This is a genomic window from Streptomyces sp. MBT65 (assembly GCF_016612545.1).
GTDB lineage: Bacteria > Actinomycetota > Actinomycetes > Streptomycetales > Streptomycetaceae > Streptomyces.
The window spans coordinates 1-21,784 of sequence record NZ_JAENRY010000130.1 but is presented as its reverse complement, the minus strand read 5'-3'; the positions used below and the strand labels follow the sequence as shown (position 1 = coordinate 21,784).

The 21,784-nt window shown below is 69.2% G+C and carries 20 protein-coding genes, 1 pseudogene and 1 riboswitch; of the genes and pseudogenes, 16 read left to right on the top strand and 5 right to left on the bottom strand.

The annotated features are described in order from the left end of the window. Window positions 1–1,206, bottom strand: a 1,206-nt coding sequence (locus tag JHN63_RS27420; protein ID WP_200685478.1) for an aminotransferase class V-fold PLP-dependent enzyme, incomplete at its 3' end; no start/stop codon positions are given. A 285-nt stretch (window positions 1,207–1,491) separates the two neighbouring features. Here JHN63_RS27420 and coxB point away from each other — a divergent pair. The 4 genes from coxB to JHN63_RS27400 all read left to right on the top strand — a co-directional run bounded on the left by coxB (window position 1,492) and on the right by JHN63_RS27400 (window position 5,975). After that, the gene (coxB, locus tag JHN63_RS27415) at window positions 1,492–2,451 is read left to right on the top strand and encodes a cytochrome c oxidase subunit II (protein ID WP_200685476.1); all 960 of its coding nucleotides are present in this window, start codon (window positions 1,492–1,494) and stop codon (window positions 2,449–2,451) included. Further along, on the top strand, window positions 2,448–4,184 hold the full coding sequence (ctaD, locus tag JHN63_RS27410; protein WP_200685474.1) for a cytochrome c oxidase subunit I: 1,737 nt from the start codon (window positions 2,448–2,450) through the stop codon (window positions 4,182–4,184). Before coxB ends, ctaD begins: the two co-directional genes overlap by 4 nt. After that, window positions 4,181–4,579 carry a cytochrome c oxidase subunit 4 gene (locus tag JHN63_RS27405; RefSeq protein ID WP_200685472.1) on the top strand — a complete coding sequence of 133 codons (399 nt, stop codon included), beginning with the start codon at window positions 4,181–4,183 and terminating at the stop codon, window positions 4,577–4,579. The genes ctaD and JHN63_RS27405 overlap by 4 nt, the downstream gene beginning before the upstream one ends. A gap of 130 nt (window positions 4,580–4,709) precedes the next feature. After that, window positions 4,710–5,975, top strand: coding sequence for an Ig-like domain-containing protein (locus JHN63_RS27400; protein WP_200685470.1), 1,266 nt, complete (start codon window positions 4,710–4,712; stop codon window positions 5,973–5,975). A 101-nt stretch (window positions 5,976–6,076) separates the two neighbouring features. Here JHN63_RS27400 and JHN63_RS27395 read toward each other — a convergent pair whose 3' ends face one another. Next, the gene (locus JHN63_RS27395) at window positions 6,077–6,478 is read right to left on the bottom strand and encodes a hypothetical protein (RefSeq protein ID WP_200685468.1); all 402 of its coding nucleotides are present in this window, start codon (window positions 6,476–6,478) and stop codon (window positions 6,077–6,079) included. Between the two features lie 157 nt (window positions 6,479–6,635). Between JHN63_RS27395 and JHN63_RS27390 the strand changes: the two genes are divergently transcribed. The 7 genes from JHN63_RS27390 (at window position 6,636) to JHN63_RS27360 (ending at window position 14,467) form a co-directional block, all read left to right on the top strand. Then, window positions 6,636–7,256 (top strand): heme-copper oxidase subunit III, encoded by a 621-nt coding sequence (locus JHN63_RS27390; RefSeq protein ID WP_019067823.1) that lies wholly within the window; start codon window positions 6,636–6,638, stop codon window positions 7,254–7,256. A gap of 80 nt (window positions 7,257–7,336) precedes the next feature. After that, window positions 7,337–8,146, top strand: coding sequence for a c-type cytochrome (locus tag JHN63_RS27385; protein WP_200685466.1), 810 nt, complete (start codon window positions 7,337–7,339; stop codon window positions 8,144–8,146). Then, complete coding sequence (locus JHN63_RS27380; protein WP_200685464.1) at window positions 8,143–9,198, top strand: ubiquinol-cytochrome c reductase iron-sulfur subunit; 1,056 nt, start codon at window positions 8,143–8,145, stop codon at window positions 9,196–9,198. Before JHN63_RS27385 ends, JHN63_RS27380 begins: the two co-directional genes overlap by 4 nt. Next, complete coding sequence (locus JHN63_RS27375; RefSeq protein ID WP_200685462.1) at window positions 9,195–10,826, top strand: ubiquinol-cytochrome c reductase cytochrome b subunit; 1,632 nt, start codon at window positions 9,195–9,197, stop codon at window positions 10,824–10,826. Before JHN63_RS27380 ends, JHN63_RS27375 begins: the two co-directional genes overlap by 4 nt. A gap of 134 nt (window positions 10,827–10,960) precedes the next feature. After that, window positions 10,961–12,025 carry an anthranilate phosphoribosyltransferase gene (trpD, locus tag JHN63_RS27370; RefSeq protein ID WP_200685460.1) on the top strand — a complete coding sequence of 355 codons (1,065 nt, stop codon included), beginning with the start codon at window positions 10,961–10,963 and terminating at the stop codon, window positions 12,023–12,025. Window positions 12,026–12,101: 76 nt separating this feature from the next. Continuing rightward, window positions 12,102–12,218, top strand: a riboswitch (SAM riboswitch). A gap of 166 nt (window positions 12,219–12,384) precedes the next feature. Next, complete coding sequence (locus JHN63_RS27365; protein ID WP_200685458.1) at window positions 12,385–13,746, top strand: aminotransferase class V-fold PLP-dependent enzyme; 1,362 nt, start codon at window positions 12,385–12,387, stop codon at window positions 13,744–13,746. Window positions 13,747–13,756: 10 nt separating this feature from the next. Further along, window positions 13,757–14,467 carry a hypothetical protein gene (locus JHN63_RS27360; protein ID WP_200685456.1) on the top strand — a complete coding sequence of 237 codons (711 nt, stop codon included), beginning with the start codon at window positions 13,757–13,759 and terminating at the stop codon, window positions 14,465–14,467. Here the strand turns inward: JHN63_RS27360 and JHN63_RS27355 are convergent. Together JHN63_RS27355 and JHN63_RS27350 are read right to left on the bottom strand one after the other, a co-directional pair. Beyond that, complete coding sequence (locus JHN63_RS27355; RefSeq protein WP_019062383.1) at window positions 14,464–14,745, bottom strand: Lrp/AsnC family transcriptional regulator; 282 nt, start codon at window positions 14,743–14,745, stop codon at window positions 14,464–14,466. The two genes, JHN63_RS27360 and JHN63_RS27355, sit on opposite strands and share 4 nt — an antisense overlap. Beyond that, window positions 14,742–15,476 carry a rhomboid family intramembrane serine protease gene (locus tag JHN63_RS27350; protein WP_200685454.1) on the bottom strand — a complete coding sequence of 245 codons (735 nt, stop codon included), beginning with the start codon at window positions 15,474–15,476 and terminating at the stop codon, window positions 14,742–14,744. The genes JHN63_RS27355 and JHN63_RS27350 overlap by 4 nt, the downstream gene beginning before the upstream one ends. Before the next feature lie 161 nt (window positions 15,477–15,637). Here JHN63_RS27350 and JHN63_RS27345 point away from each other — a divergent pair, with 161 nt between their 5' ends. The 5 genes from JHN63_RS27345 to JHN63_RS27325 all read left to right on the top strand — a co-directional run bounded on the left by JHN63_RS27345 (window position 15,638) and on the right by JHN63_RS27325 (window position 20,980). After that, entirely contained in the window at window positions 15,638–15,877 is a 240-nt protein-coding gene (locus JHN63_RS27345; RefSeq protein WP_019067815.1) for a hypothetical protein, read from the top strand. Window positions 15,878–15,916: 39 nt separating this feature from the next. Next, window positions 15,917–17,260 (top strand): NYN domain-containing protein, encoded by a 1,344-nt coding sequence (locus JHN63_RS27340; RefSeq protein WP_200685452.1) that lies wholly within the window; start codon window positions 15,917–15,919, stop codon window positions 17,258–17,260. Window positions 17,261–17,470: 210 nt separating this feature from the next. Beyond that, window positions 17,471–18,505 carry an NlpC/P60 family protein gene (locus JHN63_RS27335; protein ID WP_200685450.1) on the top strand — a complete coding sequence of 345 codons (1,035 nt, stop codon included), beginning with the start codon at window positions 17,471–17,473 and terminating at the stop codon, window positions 18,503–18,505. Window positions 18,506–18,737: 232 nt separating this feature from the next. Then, window positions 18,738–19,760, top strand: coding sequence for an NlpC/P60 family protein (locus JHN63_RS27330; RefSeq protein WP_200685448.1), 1,023 nt, complete (start codon window positions 18,738–18,740; stop codon window positions 19,758–19,760). A gap of 29 nt (window positions 19,761–19,789) precedes the next feature. Next, a complete protein-coding gene (locus tag JHN63_RS27325; protein WP_307781996.1) occupies window positions 19,790–20,980 on the top strand; it encodes a hypothetical protein in 1,191 nt (396 codons plus the stop codon). Window positions 20,981–21,018: 38 nt separating this feature from the next. Here the strand turns inward: JHN63_RS27325 and JHN63_RS27320 are convergent. Continuing rightward, window positions 21,019–21,784 (bottom strand): annotated as a pseudogene (locus JHN63_RS27320) (glycosyltransferase 87 family protein); the annotation flags it as partial.

Genomic DNA, 21,784 nt, shown 5'->3' with positions numbered 1-21,784 from the left:
CTCGATGACGGGGATCGGGCACCGCTTCCCGAGGGCGTCCACGACAAGGAAGTCGTCTTCCACGACGGTCGTCGGCACATCCGCCCCCACCTTCTCCCGGACCCCCGCCACCGCCCCCGGCAGCACGGCGAGGAAACGCTCGACGTCCTCCTCCGCGACCCCCCGCGGCAACGACACCCGCACATTCCCCTCACTCAGCACCCCCATCGCCTTCAGCACATGGCTGGGCGTCAGCGTGCTGCTCGTGCAGGACGAGCCGGAGGAGACGGAGAAACCGGCGCGGTCCAGTTCGTGGAGCAGTGTCTCCCCGTCGACATAGAGACAGGAGAAGGTGACGATCCCGGGCAGTCGTCGCACCGGATCGCCGACCACGTCCACCCCCGGCACCAGCCGCGGCACCCGCGCCCGGATCCGCTCCGTCAACTCCCTTAGCCGTAGCGCCTCCTGGGCCGCCTCCGTGCGGACCGCGCGGAGCGAGGCGGCCGCGGCCACGACGGCGGGGATGTTCTCGAAGCCGGGGGCGCGGCCCGACTCCCGTTCGTCCAGGGGCCCTTGGGGCGCGAACCGCACTCCCTTCCGCACCGCCAGCAGCCCGACCCCGGCCGGCCCGCCCCACTTGTGCGCGCTCGCCGTGAGCAGCGACCAGGCGCCCTCGACCGGCCCCCACCCCAGCGACTGCGCCGCGTCTACCAGCAACGGCACCCCCACCGCCCGGCACGCCTCGGCCACCTCGGCGACCGGTTGCACGGTCCCCACCTCGTGGTTGGCGGACTGGAGACACGCCAGCGCGGTGTCCGACCGGAGCGAGTCCGCGTACGCCGCGACACTCACCGCCCCCGTACGGTCCACCGGCACCTCGGTGGACGAACCGCCCTCCGCGACCAGCGCCTCGGCCGAATGGAGCACGGAAGAGTGTTCAACCGCTGACACGATCAGGTGACGCCCGACGCGCCGCCGCCCCGCCAACGCCCCCGCAATTCCCGTGTGCACGGCCCGAGTACCGGAGGCGGTGAACACCAATTCGTCGGGACGGCAACCGACGGCCTCGGCAGCCGCTTCCCGCGCGGCGTCCAGCAGCAGCCGAGCCTTGCGCCCCTCCCGGTACAGCCGGGCAGGGTCCGCCCACCCCTCGTCCAGAGACGCCAACAGCGCCTGCCGGGCGACGGGATGGAGAGGAGCGGAGGATGCGGCATCAAAGTAGGACACACAGCAACGTTAAATCGAGGGCGAGCAAAGAAGGGGCGCGGGGAACTGCGCGACAAGCCACAACGCACCCCGCACCCGCCCAAACCACCTGATCCCCCGAGCTATTAGGCGCAAGGAGTAACGGGCGGCGCGTATGCCACCCTCCCCGCGAACCCCCGGAGGGCGTCGGCTAGGGTTTGGTCCGCATAAACATCCAAACCCCTGCCCGACGCAGGGCGGCGACCGACCCGCGTGAAGGCAGGCCGCAGCCAATCCGCGCGGGCGAGACTCTCGGGAAGGCGCTACGTGAGTCCCAACGGCTCCGACCGCTCGCCGCGGCGCCCGATGCGGCGGAAGCTGCTGCAGGCAATGACTGCGGGCCTGGTCCTGGCGACCGCGACCGGTTGCACATCCAAGGACTTCCCTCGCCTTGGTTTCCCCACCCCGACCACGGAGGAGGGTCCGCGGATCCTCTCCCTGTGGCAGGGATCCTGGGCTGCCGCGCTCGCCGTCGGCGTCCTGGTGTGGGCCCTGATCATGTGGAGCGTCGTGTTCCACAGGCGCAGCCGCACCAAGGTCGAGATCCCCCCGCAGACCCGGTACAACATGCCCATCGAGGCGCTGTACACGGTTGTTCCGCTCATCATCGTCTCGGTCCTGTTCTACTTCACGGCCCGCGACGAGACGAAGCTCCTGAGCCTCGACAAGAAGCCCGACGTGACGGTCAACGTCGTCGGCTTCCAGTGGAGCTGGGGCTTCAACTACATCGAGAACGTCGACGGTGTCAGTGGCGACGCGACGACCGACAAGAACCTGGCCGCGATTCCGGACCGGTTCAAGAAGGAATTCCCGGCCAACGCCGGCGGTGTCTACGACGTCGGTACGCCCGCCTCGAAGAACCCGCAGACCGGCAACCCGGGTCCGACCCTCTGGCTCCCCAAGGGCGAGACGGTCCGCTTCGTCCTCACCTCGCGTGACGTCATCCACGACTTCTGGGTGGTGCCGTTCCTGATGAAGATGGACGTCGTCCCGGGTCACACCAACGCCTTCCAGGTGACTCCCAACAAGGAGGGCACCTACCTCGGCAAGTGCGCCGAGCTCTGCGGCGTCGACCACTCCCGGATGCTGTTCAACGTGAAGGTCGTCTCGCCGGAGCGCTACCAGCAGCACCTCAAGGACCTTGCCAAGAAGGGGCAGACCGGTTACATCCCCGCTGGCATCGCGCAGACGAGCCACGAGAAGAACCGGGAGACGAACAACCTGTGAGCATCCTCAACGAACCTCAGGGTGCCGCGGCGGCAGAGTCCCACTACGCGGACGAGCTGCCGGTAAGGCGCAAGCAACCCGGTAACGTCGTGATCAAGTGGCTCACCACCACCGACCACAAGACGATCGGCACGCTGTATCTGGTCACGTCGTTCGCGTTCTTCCTGATCGGCGGCGTCATGGCGCTGCTGATGCGTGCCGAGCTGGCCCGGCCGGGTCTGCAGATCATGTCGAACGAGCAGTTCAACCAGGCGTTCACGATGCACGGCACGATCATGCTGCTGATGTTCGCGACGCCGCTGTTCGCCGGTTTCACGAACTGGATCATGCCGCTGCAGATCGGCGCGCCCGACGTGGCGTTCCCGCGGCTGAACATGTTCGCCTACTGGCTCTACCTGTTCGGCTCGACGATCGCGGTCGGCGGCTTCCTCACCCCGCAGGGCGCGGCCGACTTCGGCTGGTTCGCGTACAGCCCGCTGTCGGACGCGGTCCGTTCGCCGGGCATCGGCGCCGACATGTGGATCATGGGTCTGGCCTTCTCCGGCTTCGGCACGATCCTCGGTGCGGTCAACTTCATCACCACGATCATCTGCATGCGCGCACCGGGCATGACGATGTTCCGCATGCCGATCTTCGTGTGGAACGTGCTGCTGACCGCCGTCCTGGTCCTGCTGGCCTTCCCCGTCCTCGCCGCCGCGCTGTTCGCGCTGGAGGCGGATCGAAAATTCGGGGCACATGTCTTCGACGCTGCCAACGGCGGTGCGTTGCTGTGGCAACACCTCTTCTGGTTCTTCGGCCACCCAGAGGTGTACATCATCGCGCTGCCGTTCTTCGGCATCATCTCCGAGGTCATCCCGGTCTTCTCGCGCAAGCCGATGTTCGGTTACATGGGCCTGGTCGCCGCGACGATCTCCATCGCCGGCCTGTCCGTGACGGTGTGGGCCCACCACATGTACGTCACCGGCGGAGTGCTGCTGCCGTTCTTCTCCTTCATGACGTTCCTCATCGCCGTACCGACAGGCGTGAAGTTCTTCAACTGGATCGGAACGATGTGGAAGGGGTCCTTGAGTTTCGAGACCCCGATGCTCTGGGCCACCGGCTTCCTGATCACCTTCACCTTCGGTGGTCTGACCGGTGTCATCCTGGCCTCGCCGCCGATGGACTTCCACGTCTCGGACTCGTACTTCGTCGTCGCCCACTTCCACTACGTGGTCTTCGGCACGGTCGTCTTCGCGATGTTCTCCGGCTTCCACTTCTGGTGGCCGAAGATGACCGGCAAGATGCTCGACGAGCGCCTCGGCAAGATCACCTTCTGGACGCTGTTCATCGGCTTCCACGGCACCTTCCTGGTCCAGCACTGGCTGGGCGCCGAGGGCATGCCCCGTCGCTACGCCGACTATCTGGCGCAGGACGGCTTCACCGCCCTGAACACGATCTCGACGATCAGCTCCTTCCTGCTCGGCCTGTCGATCCTGCCGTTCCTCTACAACGTGTGGAAGACGGCCAAGTACGGCAAGAAGGTCGAGGTCGACGACCCGTGGGGCTACGGCCGTTCGCTCGAGTGGGCGACTTCCTGCCCGCCCCCGCGGCACAACTTCCTCACCCTCCCGCGCATCCGCAGCGAATCCCCGGCGTTCGACCTGCACCACCCGGAGATCGCCGCGCTCGACCAGCTCGAGAACGCGCACCACGCTGACAAGGCCCTCGCCGGCGGCAAGGAGGCGGGCAAGTGAAGGTCCAGGGCAGGATGTTCATGTGGCTGGCCGTCTTCGTGCTGGTCATGGCGATCGTCTACGGCGTCTGGTCCAAGGAGGCGGCCGGTACCACGGCCCTCTTCATGGCCTTCGGCCTGTGCATCATGGTCGGCTTCTACCTGGGCTTCACGGCCCGGCGGATCGACACCCTCGCACAGGACAACAAGGAGGCCGACGTCGCGGACGAGGCCGGCGAGGTGGGCTTCTTCAGCCCGCACAGCTGGCAGCCCCTCACCCTCGGCATCGGTGGCGCGCTGGCCTTCCTGTCGATCGCGATCGGCTGGTGGCTGCTGTACTTCTCCGCGCCGGTCATCATGATCGGCCTGTGGGGCTGGGTCTTCGAGTACTACCGCGGTGAGAGCCGCACCCAGTAGCACGCGCCTGGCGTTCACGAGCCCGGACACTCCGTCAGGAGGGTCCGGGCTCGTGCTTTTGCCGTAACGCGCGTCCCCCGTCCGAGTCACCCACCGCGCCGCCGCTGACGAAGCTTCATAGCCTCGGCTCATGAGCCACACACCGCGCACCCGCACCGTCGTCGGCTGCACCCTGCTGGTGATCTCGCTCGGCGCGGGCTTCACCGCCTGCGGGTCCGGCGGCGGCAACCCGCTGTCGGCCGAGCCGTTCGACGCGGCCGGGCAGATCTCCTTCAACGGCCCGTCCGGCAACGGCAAGAAGGCCGACCCCGACAAGCCTCTGGTCGTCACCGTCGACGGTGACGACGGGCGGATCGCGGACGTCACGGCCATGGACGCCACGGGACGCTACGTCACGGGCGAACTCGCCGCCGACGGCACTCGCTGGCACAGCACCTCCCCGCTGGCCGCCAACGCCCGCTACACGGTCCGGGTGAGCACGGAGGACGAGGACGGCGCCCCCGGCCGCAAGGTCCTCACCTTCGACACCACCAAGCCGACCGCGAAGAAGAGCCTGACCGTCAAGTTCGGTCCGGACGCGGGCACGTACGGCGTGGGCCAGCCGGTCACCGCCGAACTGAACATGCCCGTCAAGGACAAGGCGCAGCGGGCCATCGTGGAACGCGCCCTCAGGGTGGACTCCGTGCCCGCCGTGGAGGGCGCCTGGCACTGGGTGGACGACAAGGAACTCCACTACCGCCCCAAGGAGTACTGGCCCGCCCACGCCACCGTCCAGGTGCGCAGCGACCTCGACGGCGTGAAGATCAGCGACCGCCTCCGGGGCGGCGCTTCAAAGGGGCTCAAGCTCAGCACGGGCGACAAGATCGTCGCCGTGACGGACGCCTCGTCCCACGAGATGACGGTCTACAAGAACGGCGAGGAGATCAACGAGATCCCCGTCACCACCGGCAAGCCCGGCTTCGAGACCCGAAACGGCGTCAAGGTCGTACTGGGCAAGGAGTACTTCGTACGGATGCGCGGTACCACCGTCGGCATCTCCGAGGGCTCCTCGGACTCGTACGACCTCCCCGTCTACTACGCGACCCGCGTCACCTGGAGCGGCGAGTACGTCCACGCGGCCCCCTGGTCCGTCGGCTCCCAGGGCTCCGCGAACGTCAGCCACGGCTGCACCGGCATGAGCACCAGCAACGCCGAGTGGTTCTTCGACACCATCCACGAGGGTGACGTCGTCAAGGTCGTCAACTCCGAGGGCGACGAGATGGAACCCTTCGGCAACGGGTTCGGCGACTGGAACCTCGGCTGGAAGAAGTGGCGGGGCGGCAGCGCGCTGGTCGGCGGAACGCCGGACGGTCCCAGGCCGGAGGACGCGGCGCGCTTGCGGCCTGAGTCGGTGTGACGTCCCCAGGGGCGCGGGGCTGTGACATGTGCGGCTCCGACGCGCGGGCCCGGCCCGCCACAGCGGGCCCGCAGTCGCCAACTGCCTCGCGCCCCGGCCCGCTAGGCGCTCAAGGCCCGCTTGTGACGCAGCAGAGAGGCGAGCGAGGCAGCGAACTCGACAGGATCCACCGGCAGGGTCACCGCGGCATCCGCACGGCTCCACGTGGCCAGCCACGCGTCCTGCGGCCGCCCGATGAGCACCAGCACCGGCGGGCAGTTGAACACCTCGTCCTTCACCTGACGGCACAGCCCCATGCCGCCCATCGGCGCGGACTCCCCGTCGAAGACGCAGACGTCGATCCCACCCCGGTCCAGCTCCTTGACGACCGCCGCCTGCGTCGCGCACTCCAGGAACTCGACCAGCGGTGCGTCCGGAGCCGGCCGGCGCCCGGTGGCCAGCCGGACTTGCTCGCGGGTGTTGGAGTCATCGCTGTAGACCAGCACCGTGGCGGTCGCCTGCATTCTTCCTCCCAAGGTCCGTTGCGCGGATGCTACTCCCTTGAACACCCCGTCAACACCTGTTGGAACACCCCTGCGATGGGCCATACGGGCAGTACACACGCTGCGAACACTCCGAACGGCACCCCCCGGAGTGAGGGCGGGATAAGCGACCGACATAATGTCGGTCGTGGCGACAGCAACGACAGTAGAAACCGGGCACGCGCACCCGTCGGTCAACCGGCCGAACCTCACCAGCGTCGGAACCATCATCTGGCTGAGTTCCGAGCTGATGTTCTTCGCGGCCCTCTTCGCGATGTACTTCACCCTGCGATCGGTGACCGGTCCGGACCACTGGAAGGAGATGGCGAGCCATCTCAACCTTCCGTTCTCCGCGACCAACACCACGATCCTGGTGCTCTCCTCCCTGACCTGCCAGCTCGGCGTCTTCGCCGCCGAGCGCGGGGACGTGAAGAAGCTCCGGGGCTGGTTCATCATCACGTTCGTGATGGGTGCGATCTTCATCGGCGGTCAGATCTTCGAGTACACGGAGCTGGTGAAGAAGGACGGCCTGTCGCTGTCCTCCGACCCGTACGGCTCGGTGTTCTACCTGACCACCGGTTTCCACGGCATGCACGTGACGGGCGGCCTCATCGCCTTCCTGTTCGTCCTCGGACGTACCTACGCGGCGAAGAGGTTCACTCACGAACAGGCGACCGCGGCCATCGTCGTGTCCTACTACTGGCACTTCGTCGATGTCGTCTGGATCGGCCTCTTCGCCACGATCTACTTGATCAAGTAGTCGGGCCCGATCCCGCGCGCAGCCAAGAAGCGCACATTCCAGAAGCATCGACGCAGAAGATCCTGACACCGGGGTAATCCGTGAAAAAGCTCTCCACACGACGACGCCATCCGCTGGCGGCGGTCGTCGTACTACTCCTCGCGCTGGCGGCAGCCGGGGGGGTGTTCAGCCTGCTCGCGCCCGCGAGCAAGGCGCAGGCCGACGAGTCCGCCCAGTCCCTCGCCATCGACGAGGGCAAGAAGCTGTTCGCCGTCGGTTGCGCAAGCTGCCACGGCACCGGCGGTCAGGGCTCCTCCGACGGTCCGAGCCTGGTGGGTGTCGGCGCCGCGGCGGTCGACTTCCAGGTCGGCACCGGCCGGATGCCGGCCCAGCAGCCGGGTGCTCAGATCCCGGCCAAGAAGGTCATCTACTCGCAGGCCGAGATCGACCAGCTCGCGGCGTACATCGCCTCGCTGGGCGCCGGTCCGGCGATCCCGACGAAGAACGAGTACGGGCCGGAGGGTTCGGACATCGCCAAGGGTGGCGAGCTGTTCCGCACCAACTGCGCCCAGTGCCACAACTTCACCGGCAAGGGCGGCGCGCTGACGCACGGCAAGTTCGCGCCGAGCCTCGAAGGCGTTGCCCCGAAGCACATCTACGAGGCCATGCAGACCGGCCCGCAGAACATGCCTTCCTTCCCCGACACCACGCTGTCGTCGAAGAACAAGAAGGACATCATCGCGTACCTCGACGCGGTCAACGGCGACGACACCGAGAGCCCCGGCGGTCTTGAGCTGGGTGGTCTCGGTCCGGTCAGTGAGGGTCTCTTCGCCTGGATCTTCGGTCTGGGCGCGCTGATCGCGGTAGCCGTCTGGGTCGCCGCTCGGACCGCAAAGGCCAAGAAGTCATGAGTAGCCAAGACATTCCAGAAGAGAACCTGCCCGCTGAGCAGGACGCGCACGGCGCGGTGTCGGTCGCGGACGAGAACGACCCGTTCGCCGACCCGGGACTGCCGCCGCACGAGCACCGTGTCCAGGACATCGACGAGCGGGCCGCCAAGCGGTCCGAGCGCGTCGTCGCCTTCCTGTTCACGCTGTCGATGCTCCTCACGGTCGGCTTCATCGCCTCGTACGTGGGGATCCCGCACGACAAGGCGATCTTCGTCTTCCCGATCGGTCACATCAACGCGCTCAACTTCGCGCTGGGGCTGACCCTCGGCGGAGCGCTCTTCACCATCGGCGCGGGCGCGGTCCACTGGGCCCGCACCCTGATGTCCGACGTGGAGATCGCCGACGAGCGGCACGCGATCGAGGCGCCCCCCGAGGTCAAGGCCAAGGTCATGGCCGACTTCAAGGAGGGTGCCAAGGAGTCGGCGCTCGGCCGTCGCAAGCTGATTCGCAACACGATGTTCGGCGCGCTGGCCCTGTTCCCGCTCTCCGGCGTCATGCTGCTGCGCGACCTGGGCCCGCTGCCGGGGACGAAGCTCCGCCACACGCTGTGGTCCAAGGGCAAGCTGCTCGTCAACATGAACACGAACCTGCCGCTGCGTCCCTCGGACGTGGCCGTCGGCTCGCTCACCTTCGCCAAGCCCGAGGGCCTGGAGGAGACCGACGAGGAGTTCCAGACCGAGATCGCCAAGGCGGCGCTGATGATCGTCCGGCTCCAGCCGGAGAACATCAAGGACAAGCGCGAGCTGGAGTGGGCGCACGAGGGCATCGTCGCCTTCTCGAAGATCTGCACCCACGTGGGCTGCCCGATCTCCCTGTACGAGCAGCAGACGCACCACGTGCTCTGCCCGTGCCATCAGTCCACCTTCGACCTCTCCGACGGTGCCCGAGTGATCTTCGGCCCGGCCGGTCACGCCCTGCCGCAGCTGCGCATCGGCGTGAGCGACGAGGGCTATCTCGAGGCGCTCGGCGACTTCGATGAGCCCGTCGGTCCTGCATTCTGGGAGCGCGGATGAGCACCAACGAGACCAACGAGCGGCGCGAGAAAGCACCGGCCGGCGAGAAGATCGCCGACTGGGCGGACGGTCGGCTCGGGATCTACTCCCTGGCCAAGACCAACATGCGCAAGATCTTCCCCGACCACTGGTCGTTCATGTTGGGCGAGGTCTGCCTCTACAGCTTCATCATCATCATCCTCACGGGTGTGTATCTGACGCTGTTCTTCCACCCGTCGATGAACGAGGTGACGTACCACGGCAGCTATGTCCCGCTCCAGGGGCAGCTGATGTCGGAGGCGTTCAACTCGACCATGCACATCTCCTTCGATGTGCGCGGTGGTCTGCTGATCCGCCAGATCCACCACTGGGCGGCGCTGATCTTCCTCGCCGGCATGTTCGTGCACATGATGCGCGTGTTCTTCACGGGTGCGTTCCGCAAGCCGCGTGAGGTCAACTGGCTGTTCGGCTTCCTGCTGTTCGTCCTGGGCATGTTCACCGGCTTCACCGGTTACTCGCTCCCGGACGACCTGCTCTCCGGCACCGGTGTCCGCTTCATGGAGGGCGCGGTCCTGTCCGTGCCGATCGTCGGCACGTACCTGTCGTTCTTCCTCTTCGGCGGCGAGTTCCCGGGCGGCGACTTCGTGGCCCGCTTCTACTCGATCCACATCCTGCTGCTGCCGGGCATCATGCTCGGCCTGGTGGTCGGCCACCTGATCCTGGTCTTCTACCACAAGCACACGCAGTTCGCGGGCCCCGGAAAGACGAACAAGAACGTCGTCGGCATGCCGCTGCTGCCGGTCTACATGGCCAAGGCCGGAGGCTTCTTCTTCCTGGTCTTCGGTGTCATCGCGGCCGTCGCGGCGCTCGCCTCGATCAACCCGATCTGGTCCATGGGCCCGTACCGTCCGGACATGGTCTCCACGGGCGCCCAGCCCGACTGGTACATGGGCTTCTCCGAGGGCCTGATCCGTGTCATGCCGGGCTGGGAGATCAACTTCTGGGGCCACACGCTCGTCCTGGGCGTGTTCATCCCGCTGGTGATCTTCCCGCTGGTCCTGGTCTCGATCGCGGTCTACCCGTTCATCGAGTCCTGGGTCACCGGCGACAAGCGCGAGCACCACATCCTGGACCGCCCGCGCAACGCCCCGACCCGTACGGCCTTCGGTGCCGCGTGGATCTCGTGGTACTTCGTCCTGCTCGTCGGTGGCGGCAACGACATCTGGGCCACGCACTTCCACCTGTCGATCAACTCGATCACCTGGTTCGTGCGCGTCGGCTTCTTCGTCGTGCCGGTCCTCGTGTTCCTCGCCACCAAGCGGGTCTGCCTCGGCCTCCAGCGCCGCGACAAGGACAAGGTGCTGCACGGCCGTGAGTCCGGCATCATCAAGCGCCTGCCGCACGGTGAGTTCGTCGAGATCCACGAGCCGCTCAGCCAGGACGCGCTGCACACGCTCACCGCGCACGAGCAGTACGTGCCGGCCGCGATCGGCGCGACGGTCGACGAGAACGGCGTCGAGCGCAAGGTGAAGGGCTCCCAGAAGCTGCGCGCCAAGCTGAGCGAGGCGTACTACGGCGAGGAGTCCCAGATCCCCAAGCCCACCGTCGAGGAGTACAAGGAGATCACGAGCGGCCACGGCCACCACTGATCGCTGAGGCGTCGCCACGCCACAGTCGAAGGGCCCCGTCCGAACACCGGACGGGGCCCTTCGCCGTACCTCGCGCTGGATAGGGTGGGGGCACATCCTTGAACCATTTTTCTACGACACCCAGGAGCGGCCGTATGAGCGCTGTGACCCCCGCTGGAGGCGACACCGCGGCGGCCCGTTCCTGGCCCGAGGTACTGAACGCCCTGCTGTACGGCCAGGACCAGGACGCCGACGCGACGTTCTGGGCGATGGACCAGATCATGCGCGGCGAGGCGACGGACGCGCAGATCGCCGGGTTCGTGGTGGCGTTGCGGGCCAAGGGCGAGACCGTCGAGGAGATCACCGGGCTCGTGCGCGCGATGTACGAGCACGCGAACGTGATCGAGGTGTCGGGGCGGACGGTGGACATCGTCGGGACCGGCGGTGACGGCGCGAAGACGGTGAACATCTCCACGATGTCCTCGATCGTGGTCGCCGGCACGGGCGCGAAGGTCGTCAAGCACGGCAACCGGGCCGCGTCCTCCGCGTCCGGCGCCTCCGACGTCCTGGAGCGGCTCGGCGTCAACCTGGAGCTGACCCCCCGACGGGTGGCCGAGGTCGCCGAGGAGGCCGGGATCACCTTCTGCTTCGCGGTCAAGTTCCACCCGGCGCTGCGTCACGCGGGCGCCGCACGCGGCCAGTTGGGCATCCGTACGGTGTTCAACGCGCTGGGCCCGCTGACCAACCCCGCCAAGGTGCGGGCGCAGGCGGTCGGGGTCGCGGACCCGCGGATGGCGCCCATCATCGCGGGCGTCTTCGCCGAGCGCGGCAACTCCTCCCTGGTGTTCCGCGGCGACGACGGCCTCGACGAGCTGACGACCACCGCCACCTCCCGGGTGTGGATCGTGCGCGACGGCAAGGTCACCGAGGAGTCCTTCGACCCGCGGGACGTCGGCCTCGACCTGGTCCCGGTGGAGGCCCTGCGCGGCGCCGACCCCGAGTACAACGCCGGCGTCGCCCGTCGCCTCCTGGACGGCGAGACGGGCCCGGTGCGGGACGCCGTACTCCTGAACTCGGCGGCCGCCCTGGTGGCGCTGGAGCCGGGGGACGGGCCGCTGGCGGGCCGGCTGCGGGCCGGGATGGAGAAGGCGGCGGAGTCGATCGACTCGGGGGCGGCCAAGCGGACCCTGGAGCGCTGGGCCGCGGCCAGCAACGCGTAGCGCCACGGGGGTTGTCGTCCCGCGATCCGGACACGGGTTGCGGGACGGCGATCACCTCACGTAAGTTTTCCGACCAGGTCATGAGTGACAGTCATGAGGCCCCGGCCGACTGTCCGGCAACCCTCCGTCCGTGGCGGGGTGCCCCGGGTGAAGACCAGGCCGTAGGCAGCGAGGTCTGCGGCAAGCGCGGGCCCCTCGAAAGACACCAGGGGTCCTGGTCATCGAGGGAGCCCTCTGTGAGCAAGCGAATGCGGTAGGGCGTCGAGCCCCGCCTCCGCATACCCCCTTTCACCCCCCTCCGTGCTGGAGCCTCACGCGCTCGTACGGCGGAACCGCCTTGCCTCTCACGGGAGTTCGCCATGTCTGTCTCCACCGCTGCCGTCGTCCAGACCGTTTGTCCCCCGCTGCCCGTTCTGGGCCGGGATGTCACCGTCCCGCTCGTGACGGGTGGCGAGGTCACCTACGCGGCGCTCGACTACGCGGCCAGCGCCCCCGCCCTCCAGCGCGTCTGGGACGACGTGGCGGCCTACGCCCCGTACTACGGCAGTGTCCACCGGGGCGCCGGCTACCTCTCGCAGCTCTCCACCGACCTGTTCGAGAACGCCCGCAGGACGGTCGAGGAGTTCCTGGACTGCCGCCCCGACGGCCAGCTGATCTTCACCCGCTCGACCACGGACTCCCTCAACCTCCTCGCCGCGGCCCTCCCCGCCGACTGCCAGGTCTTCGTCTTCGAGACCGAGCACCACGCGTCCCTGCTCCCCTGGAAGGACGCCCAGGTCACCTACCTCAACGCCCCGCGCACCCCGCGCCAGGCGGTGGAGACCCTGGAGCGGGCCCTCGCCGCCCGCGACCCGCAGGGCCCGGCCCTGGTCTGCGTGACGGGCGCCTCGAACGTCACCGGCGAGCTGTGGCCGGTACGGGAGTTGGCGGCCGCGGCTCACGCCCACGGCGCCCGGATCGTCCTGGACGCCGCCCAACTCGCCCCGCACCACCCGGTGTCCGTCCAGGACCTCGACGTCGACTGGATCGCCTTCTCCGGCCACAAGCTCTACGCCCCCTTCGGCTCGGGCGTCCTGGCCGGCCGCGCCGACTGGCTCCAGGCGGCCGACCCCTACCTCGCGGGCGGCGGCGCCAGCCGCAAGGTCACCCGGCGCGAGGACGGGGGAGTGGACGTGGAGTGGCACGACAGCGCCGCCCGCCACGAGGCCGGCTCCCCGAACGTCATCGGCGCCTACTCCATCGCGTCGGCCTGCAAGGCGCTGACCGAGGCGGGCTTCGAGACGCTGGTGGCCCGCGAGCAGCACCTGATCGCCGAGGTCCGTGCGGGCCTGGCGGCGATCCCGCAGGTCAAGGTCCTGTCCCTGTTCGGCGACGACGCTCCGCGCGTCGGCGTGATCTCCTTCGTCGTCGACGGCTGGAACAGCTCCCACTTCGCCGCGGCCCTCTCCGCCGAGTACGGCATCGGCGTCCGCGACGGCCTCTTCTGCGCCCACCCCCTCGTCCGCACCCTCCTCGGCAGCGACCCCCAGACCCAGGGCGAGTGCGGAGCCCCCGAAGCGGCCCCCGGCGAGAAGTCCCTCAACGCGATCCGCGTGAGCTTCGGCGCGGGCACCCCGGACGAGCACGTCGAGCGCTTCGTGACGGCCGTACGGGAACTCGTGACCGACGGCGCCAAGTGGAACTACCGCACCCAGGACGGCCGTTGCGTGCCGGCCGTGTGACGATTCCCGGGTGGGCATTCCCTCGCGGGTGAGCGGGACGGCGGCCGCCGAAGGGCTGGGCGAGCCGCTGGGCCGGGCGGTCGTACGGCGCGCGCCGCGTCTCCTCGGCGGCAGGCCGGTGTACCTGTACGAGGAGGGGTTCGTCCTCGGGCCCGGTGCCCGGGTCCGTCGCTGGGCGGACGTGACGCACTGGCGTTCCACAGTCGATGTGATCGTCGTGGCCAACGAGCGGCACGACGTCGCCTGGTACACCTTGTCCCACCGGCATCTGCTGCGGTTCGGCGACGGGGACGAACAGGGCTTCGTGCTCGACGAGCGGCAGGTCGAGCTCGGGGTGACGGACGCGGAGCCCCCCGAGAACCGGCGGATGCGGTCCGCCGTCGTCGACCGCGTCCGGCAGCGGGTGGCCGACGCTCAGGTGCCCGCGATGCTCGACCGGATCGAGCACGGCGGGCAGGTCGCCTTCGGCCCGCTCACCGCGGACGCGGACCAGGTGTTCCTCCCGGGCGGTCGGCAGGCGTACCGGTGGGCCGACCTGCAAGAGCCGCGTCTCGCAGTCGAGCTGCCGGACTTTCCGGTGCCGGCGTCATGGTGGCTGCGGCCCCGGGACGTGCCGCTCTCGCTGCGGTGCGGTGATGGCCGCCACACCGACCTGCCGGCCTGGGAGGTCGTGAACCGGGGCGCGCTGGTCGCCCTGTGGAAGCGGCTGAACGCGCGCTAGGAGTCCAGCCCGATCGCGAACGCCGCCTCGAGGTCGTGCTGCGAGTACGTCCGGAACGCCACGTGCGTGTCCGTGCCCTCGACGCCCGGAATCTTGCTGATCCGGCCCGGGATGACCTCGGCCAGGTCCTCGTGCTGCCGCACCCGCACCATCGCGATCAGGTCGTACGTGCCGGTGACGGAGAAGACCTCGCTCACGGATTCGAGCGCGGCGATCGACTCGGCGATCTCCGGAATCCGGTCCACGCTGGTCTTGATGAGGACGATCGCGGTGATCACGGCTGGTTCTCTCCCTCGGGGACCGTTGCTGGGGCGGACCCAACTCTAGTCGTACGACCGAATCTGACCCACGCGTAGCCGAAGCCCAGCGTGAAGCCCACGAGGTGGGCGAGGTACGCCACCCCCGGCCCCTGCGCGGCCTGGCCCGCCGCGAGCCATTGGAGGGCCACCCAGAACGGCAGTACGACCCACGCCGGGAAGCGCAGCGGCAGTAAGAAGAGGAAGGGGAGGAGGCTCGTCACGCGGGCCCGGGGGAACAGGTACAGGAACGCCCCGAGGACCGCCGAGATCGCCCCGGACGCGCCGACCAGGGACTGCGCGGAGTCGGCGTTGGCCACCGCGTATCCCAGCAGCGCCAGGTATCCGCAGCCGACGTAGAACAGGGTGAACTCGACCCGGCCCAGCCGTTCCTCGGTCATCGCTCCGAAGACGTAGAGGAAGAGCATGTTGCCGAGGAGATGAATCCAGCTGCCGTGGATGAACAGGGCCGTGACCGGGGTCAGCGCCTCTCGGGTCGGGCTCGCGAACAGGTCGGCCGGGACCACACCCCAGCGCCGGAAGTACGCCCGCTGCGCGGCGAGCAGCGCGTCCCCGGTGCCGTAGGACGGGACGAAACCCGAGGCCGGGCCGAGGACGAAGATCAGGCAGCACAGGCCGATCAGGGCGTAGGTCATGGGCGTCGAGGTGCCGCGGAACGTCCTGACGAGGGCCGGGCCCCAGTTGCTGATCATGACCACAGAGCATGACGTAACGGGACGCAGTCGGGCAGAGTGCCTCGCCGCTGTGGACGGCCGAGCGGCGAGTACCCGCCAGGCCGTAGGGTTACGAGCCACACTCGCCGGGGAAACCGGCGATCACGGAAACTTGAACGAGAAGGAAGCGGACAGCCACGATGACGGTACCCCTGCCGACCGCCTCGACGCGGTGGCGCTGCACCCTCTGCGGCAACCTCACGCGCTTCGACGTGACGCGTTCGTCGAAGGTCGTGGAGTACCTCCACCTGGACCTGGCGGGAGAGCCGAAGGTGGAGGAGCGCGAGGTGGTCAGTGAGACCATCGAGTCGGTGCGCTGCCGCTGGTGCAACGCCGTGGATCAGGTGGAACTCGTGGACAGGCCGGGCGCCGGCTCCTGAGAGGGAGTGGCCCCGCACAGACCGGTTGGGGTGTGAGGGATGGTGGAGAACTCAGGCGGGGGGCCGGGCGACGGCGCCGCCGAGGTGCTCGACCGCCCGCTGCCCGACGGCGTGCGGAGAAGAGTCGTACAGATCGTGTCGGACGGGTTCGGCGGCCTCACCGTCTCCGAACTGCCCGCGCAGCTACGACAGTACGCCCGCTTCGCCCCCAACCGGCGCGCCAAGTTCGCCGGCAACGCGATGGCCGCCGCCCTGGAGACCGATCCGCTGTTCCGGCAGCGGATCGGGGAGAAGCTGAGAGAGGCCCAGTCGGAGCTCGCCGGCGCGCTCGACTCCGGCTCACCGCCCCCGGCCGCGGACCCGCTCGACGTGGCGGCCGCGGCCTATGTTCTGCGCCCCACCGGCTGGGTGAAGCTGGTGACCGCCGCCGGCGAGGAGGCGCTGCGCGCCGACGCCGAGCGCGCGGACGAGGAGAGCCGGGCCGAACTGGAGCGGCTGCGCGAGGAGTTGGCGCAGGCACGGGACGCCACCCGGACCGAGACCGAGCGGCTGCGCACCGAACTGGACGCGGCGAAGAAGGAGGCGGATTCGCTGCACCGCAAGCTGCGCTCCGCCCTCAGTGACGTCAAGCGCGGCGAGGCCGCCCTGCGCAAGCTGCGGTCCGAGACGGACACGGCGCGCGCCGAGGGCCAGGCACAGGTGTCCGCGGGCGAGATCGAGACCCGGCGGCTCAAGGCGCGCCTCAGCGAGGCGGAGGCGGCCCTGGAGGCCACCCGCAAGGCCGCCCGCGAGGGGCGCAGCGTCGAGGACATGCGGGTACGGCTGCTGCTCGACACCGTGCTGGAGGCGACCCAGGGGCTGCGCAGGGAACTGGCGCTGCCGCCCGTCTCCGTGCGGCCCGCCGAGACCGTCGACGCGGTCGAACCGGGACGAATGACCCCGAAGGACATCGCCGCGCGTGCGCTGTCGGAGAACGACCCCGCGATCCTTGACCAGTTGCTCGCGCTGCCGCAGGCCCACCTGGTCGTCGACGGCTACAACGTCACCAAGACCGGCTACCCCCAAATGCCCCTGGAGAAGCAGCGGTTGAGGCTGCTGGGGCAGCTCTCGCAGCTCGCCGCGCAGACCGGCGCCGAGGTCACCTGTGTCTTCGACGGGGCCGAGCTGGCCGCGCCCGTGCTGCTCGCGCCGCCGCGCGGAGTGCGGGTGCTGTTCTCCAAACCGGGCGTCACCGCCGACGAGTTGATCCGCCAGCTGGTGCGCGCGGAGCCGCCGGGCCGGCCCGTCATCGTCGCGTCGACCGACCGCGAGGTGGCCGACGGCATCGCGAAGGCGGGCGCCCGGCCCGTCGCTTCTGCGGTACTCCTCAAGCGACTGTCGTGAAGGTCAACGTACAGGTTTAATGCCGGAATTGACCGAACCGTCACGCAACGTAGCGTCAATCGACCATCACTGCATGTTGGTTATGTGCAAAGAATGCTTTGAGTGACAGCATTTTTTCGTGTGAGGATTTGAACTGATCACAGAAACATCACTAGGGTCAGGCCTCGAACCTCCGAACGGGTGATCACTCAATAGAAGGAGCCCGACTCCGTGGCGTCCCACCGTCGACCGAAGCAGCCGAGCCGCGCGCGTGTGACCGTGCTGACCACCGCAGCCGCTGCCGCCGTTGTTCTCAGCTCGCAGGCCGCGAACGCCGCGCCGAGTGAGAAGCCCAACAAGGACGAGGTCAAGGCGAAGGTCGACGCTCTCTATGAGCAGGCCGAGCAGGCCACCGAGAAGCTCGACGGGGCCCAGGAGAAGCAGGAGAAGCTCCAGAAGGAGATCTCCACCATCCAGGACAACGTCGCCCGCGGCCAGGAGGAGCTCAACAAGCTCCGGGACGGCCTCGGCACGATGGCGAGCGCCCAGTACCGCACGGGGGGCATCGACCCCTCGATCCAGCTGTTCCTGTCCTCGAACCCGGACGACTACCTCGACAAGGCGTCCACGATGGACCAGTTGAGCGCCCAGCAGGTCGAGGCGCTCACGAAGATCCAGGGCAAGCAGCGTGAACTCGCGCAGGAGCGCGCGGAGGCGAGCACCAAGCTCAAGGACCTCTCCGCCACCCGCACCGAGCTCAAGAAGAAGAAGAACGAGGTCAAGGCCAAGCTGGCCGCGGCCCAGAAGCTGCTCAACACCCTGACCGCCAAGGAGAAGGCGGCCCTGGACGCGCAGCAGGCGCAGGCCGCCAGCCGCTCCACCTCGCGGGTGAACCTCGGCAGCACCGGTTCCGCCTCCAGCCGCGCCGCCGCGGCCTTCGCCGCCGCCCAGTCCGTGATCGGCTCGCCGTACGTCTACGGCGCCTCAGGACCCTCCTCCTTCGACTGCTCCGGCCTCACCTCCTGGGCCTACGCGCAGGCCGGCGTCTCCATACCCCGCACGTCCGAGGCGCAGGCCAACGCCGGCACCCGGATCTACAGCCAGAGCGACCTCAAGGTCGGCGACCTGGTCATCTTCTACGGCGACTACCACCACGTCGGCCTCTACGCGGGCAACGGCCAGGTGCTGCACGCCCCGCACACCGGTGCCGTGGTGCGCTACGAGTCGATCGGCAACATGACCTTCGAGTTCGGCGTCCGGATCTGATCCGGTCCGTATCCGGTCTGCATCCGGCCCTTCTGTACCGCCCGAACGGGCGAATCGCGACACACCACGCTGACTCCACGCCCCGCCCATGACCTGCGTCTTGGGCGGGGCGTCACGTTATGTGTCCGCCGAGGTCTTTGGCCCGCACCCCTTCACAGAGCTACTGTCTGGCGCGTTTCCCCGCACCGGGGGAGCGGTCCGTGTCCGCCAGCGGAAGGAAGTGCGGCTTCCCGTGGGATCCCGTCGTCGCCCTGCACCGTCCGGGTTCGACCGAGGCGCCAGTGCCGCGGTCTGCGTCCTGTCCGCCGCCGCCGCTGCCCTCGGCGCCCTGCCGACCGGCTCCGCCGTGGCCGCGCCGCACGAGGACTCCAAGGCCGAGGTGGACCGGCTCTACCAGGAGGCCGAGCGGGCGACCGAGGCCTACGACAAGGCCGACGAGAGCGCCGGGGAGCTGCACCGGCAGGTGAGCGACGCCCAGGACCGCATCGCCCGGCAGCAGCAGCGCATCAACACCATGCGGGACGCGCTGGGTTCGCTCGCCGGCGCCCAGTACCGCTCCGGCGGCATCGACCCCACCGTCGCGCTGCTGTTCTCCGACGACCCGGCCGACTACCTCGACAAGGCCTCCGTCCTCGACCGGATCACCAACCAGCAGGCGGGCCAGCTCAAGGACCTCCAAGAGGCCATGCGCGAGCTCGCCCAGGAGCGCACCGAGGCCGCCGGGCACCTCGCCGAACTGGAGCGCAGCCGCAAGGCCGTCGCCACCCACAAGAAGACCGTCGAACGGAAACTCGCCAAGGCCAGGCAACTCCTCAACCAGATGCCCCTCGCCGAGCGCGCCTCCTTCGACCGGGCCTCCCGCTCCGCCCGCGAGGACATCCCCGACCTCGGCGCCGGCGTCCCGTCCTCGGGCCGCGCCGCCGCCGCGGTGGCCGCCGCCCGCATGGCCCTCGGCAAGCCGTACATCTGGGGCGCCAACGGCCCCGGCGGCTTCGACTGCTCCGGCCTGATGCAGTGGTCGTACGCCCAGGCGGGCGTCCACCTCCCGCGCACCTCGCAGCAGCAGCGCTACGCCGGCCGGCAGATCCCGCTCTCCCAGGCCCAGCCGGGCGACCTCGTCGTCTACCGCTCCGACGCCAGCCATGTCGGCATGTACGTGGGCAACGGCCAGGTCATCCACGCCCCCTACCCGGGCGCGCCGGTGCGCTACGACCCGGTCGGCATGATGCCGGTCTCGTCGGTCACGAGGGTCTGACCGGCGCGAAAGGGTCGTACGATCGGGAAGTGACTGGTCGTAGGCGGGCGTCGCGCTCCGGAGTGCTCGCGCTGTGTCTGCTGCTCGGGTTGCTGGTGGGGTGCGGCGGGCAGTCGGCGCCGGACAGTGCGAGGACGGCGGTCCAGCGCCTCCTCGACCGGCAGTCCACGGCGCTCCTGCACCACGACGGGACGGCGTACACGCGGACCGGCGCCCGCACGGCGTACGAGAACCTGAGCGCCGTACCGCTGGCGTCCTGGTCCTACCGCCTCACCGCGCTGCACCGCACCGGCGCCACCGCGACCGCCGACGCCCAACTGAGCTACCGGGTCAAGGGCTACGACACCTCACCCGTCACGGTCGGCCGTACGCTCGGCCTGCGCCTCACCGCGGACGGGCAGTGGTACGTCGCCACCGACGGGCCCGCGAAGAAGTCCGGCCAACAGCTGTGGGACCAGGGGAAGGTGAGCGTCGTCAAGGGCGCGCACAGCCTGGTGATGGGGGTCGGGCAGTCCGCCGACAGCCTCCGGACCTACCGTTCCCTCGCGGACCATGCCGTACCGGCCGTGTCGGACGCCTGGGGCACCGACTGGACCCGGCACGTCGTCGTGCTCGTCCCCGGCTCCCTGGACGGCATGGCGGGGCTCCTGGGCGCACCGGCGGCCTCCTACCGGGGCATCGCCGCGGTGACGACGGGCGAGGCGGGCGGCTCGGGCAGCGCGCCGGCGGACCGGATCATCGTCAACCCGGACGCGTACGCGCTCCTCGGCTCGGTGGGCAAACAGGTCGTCCTCACCCACGAGACGACGCACGTCGCCACCCGCGCCCACACCACCGCCGCCACCCCCCTCTGGCTCTCGGAGGGCTACGCCGACTGGATCGGCTACCGGGGCACCGGCCGCACCGCCACCCAGGCCGCCCCCGAGCTGTACCGCGCCGTCCTGGACGGCGACGTCCCGACCGCCCTCCCCACCGACAAGGACTTCGGCTTCAGCAGCGACCCCACGGAACTGGCCCAGGCGTACGAGGGCGGCTGGATGGCCTGCCGGATGATCGAGGACCGGTGGGGGGTCGCCCGACTGGGCAGGTTCTACCGCGCGGTCGGCACCCACAAGAAGCGGCCGGGAGCGGTGGAGGACGCGCTGAAGAACGTCCTGGGTACGACCCTGGCGGACTTCACGGAGCAGTGGCGGGACTATCTCAGGGCTCAACGCGGCTGATTTCAGCGGGACTTGCCCCGGGTTTCAGGCCTCAGGTCTCAGGGCGACGCGGAAGTAGCCTTCGACCGCGTCGCCTGAGTAGGCAGTGGCGGTACGTCCGCCCAGGTGACCGACGCCCGCCACAGCTCGCGTGCGGCGGTGATCGCCGCGGCTGCCAGGAGGCCGTTGCGGAGCAGGAGGAGGGTGATGCCCAGGCCGTCGCTCGCGACCACGTGGGCGAACCAGAGGGGGAACTCCAGGACCGTGACGAAGGCCGCCGCCAGGACCAGGGTGACCGGGAGGCGCATGCGGCTGGCGCGGAAGCAGGAGCAGACGGCTGCCAGGCCGATCAGCCAGACGACGTACTGGGGGCTGATCACCCGGCTGGTGACCGTGAACATCAGGACCGCCACGAAGGCCGCGTCCGCGAGGGTGTGGGGCAGGAAGCGGGCCGCCATCAGCCGCCAGAGCACGATCCAGCCGAAGGCCAGCGCGGTGAGGCCCAGGGCCGCCGTGCTGACCCAGTTCACGTACGGGCCGACGAACTCGACCGAGCCGTAGTTCAGGAGCACCTCGCCCTGCCAGCCGAAGTGCCGGGCCACATGGAAGACCAGCGAGCCCAGCGACTCCACCTCCGTGCCCCGCTCGCGCTGGAAGGTCAGGAAGGCGAACGCGCCCGGCATCGACACCGCGAAGACACCGGCGACCACCACGACCGTCACCGCCGCCGCTCCCCACGCACGGCGCTTGACCGCGCCCAGCAGGAGCAGCGCCGGCCACACCTTCAGCAGCGCCCCGAAACCCGCCAGCGCCCCCATCACGCGC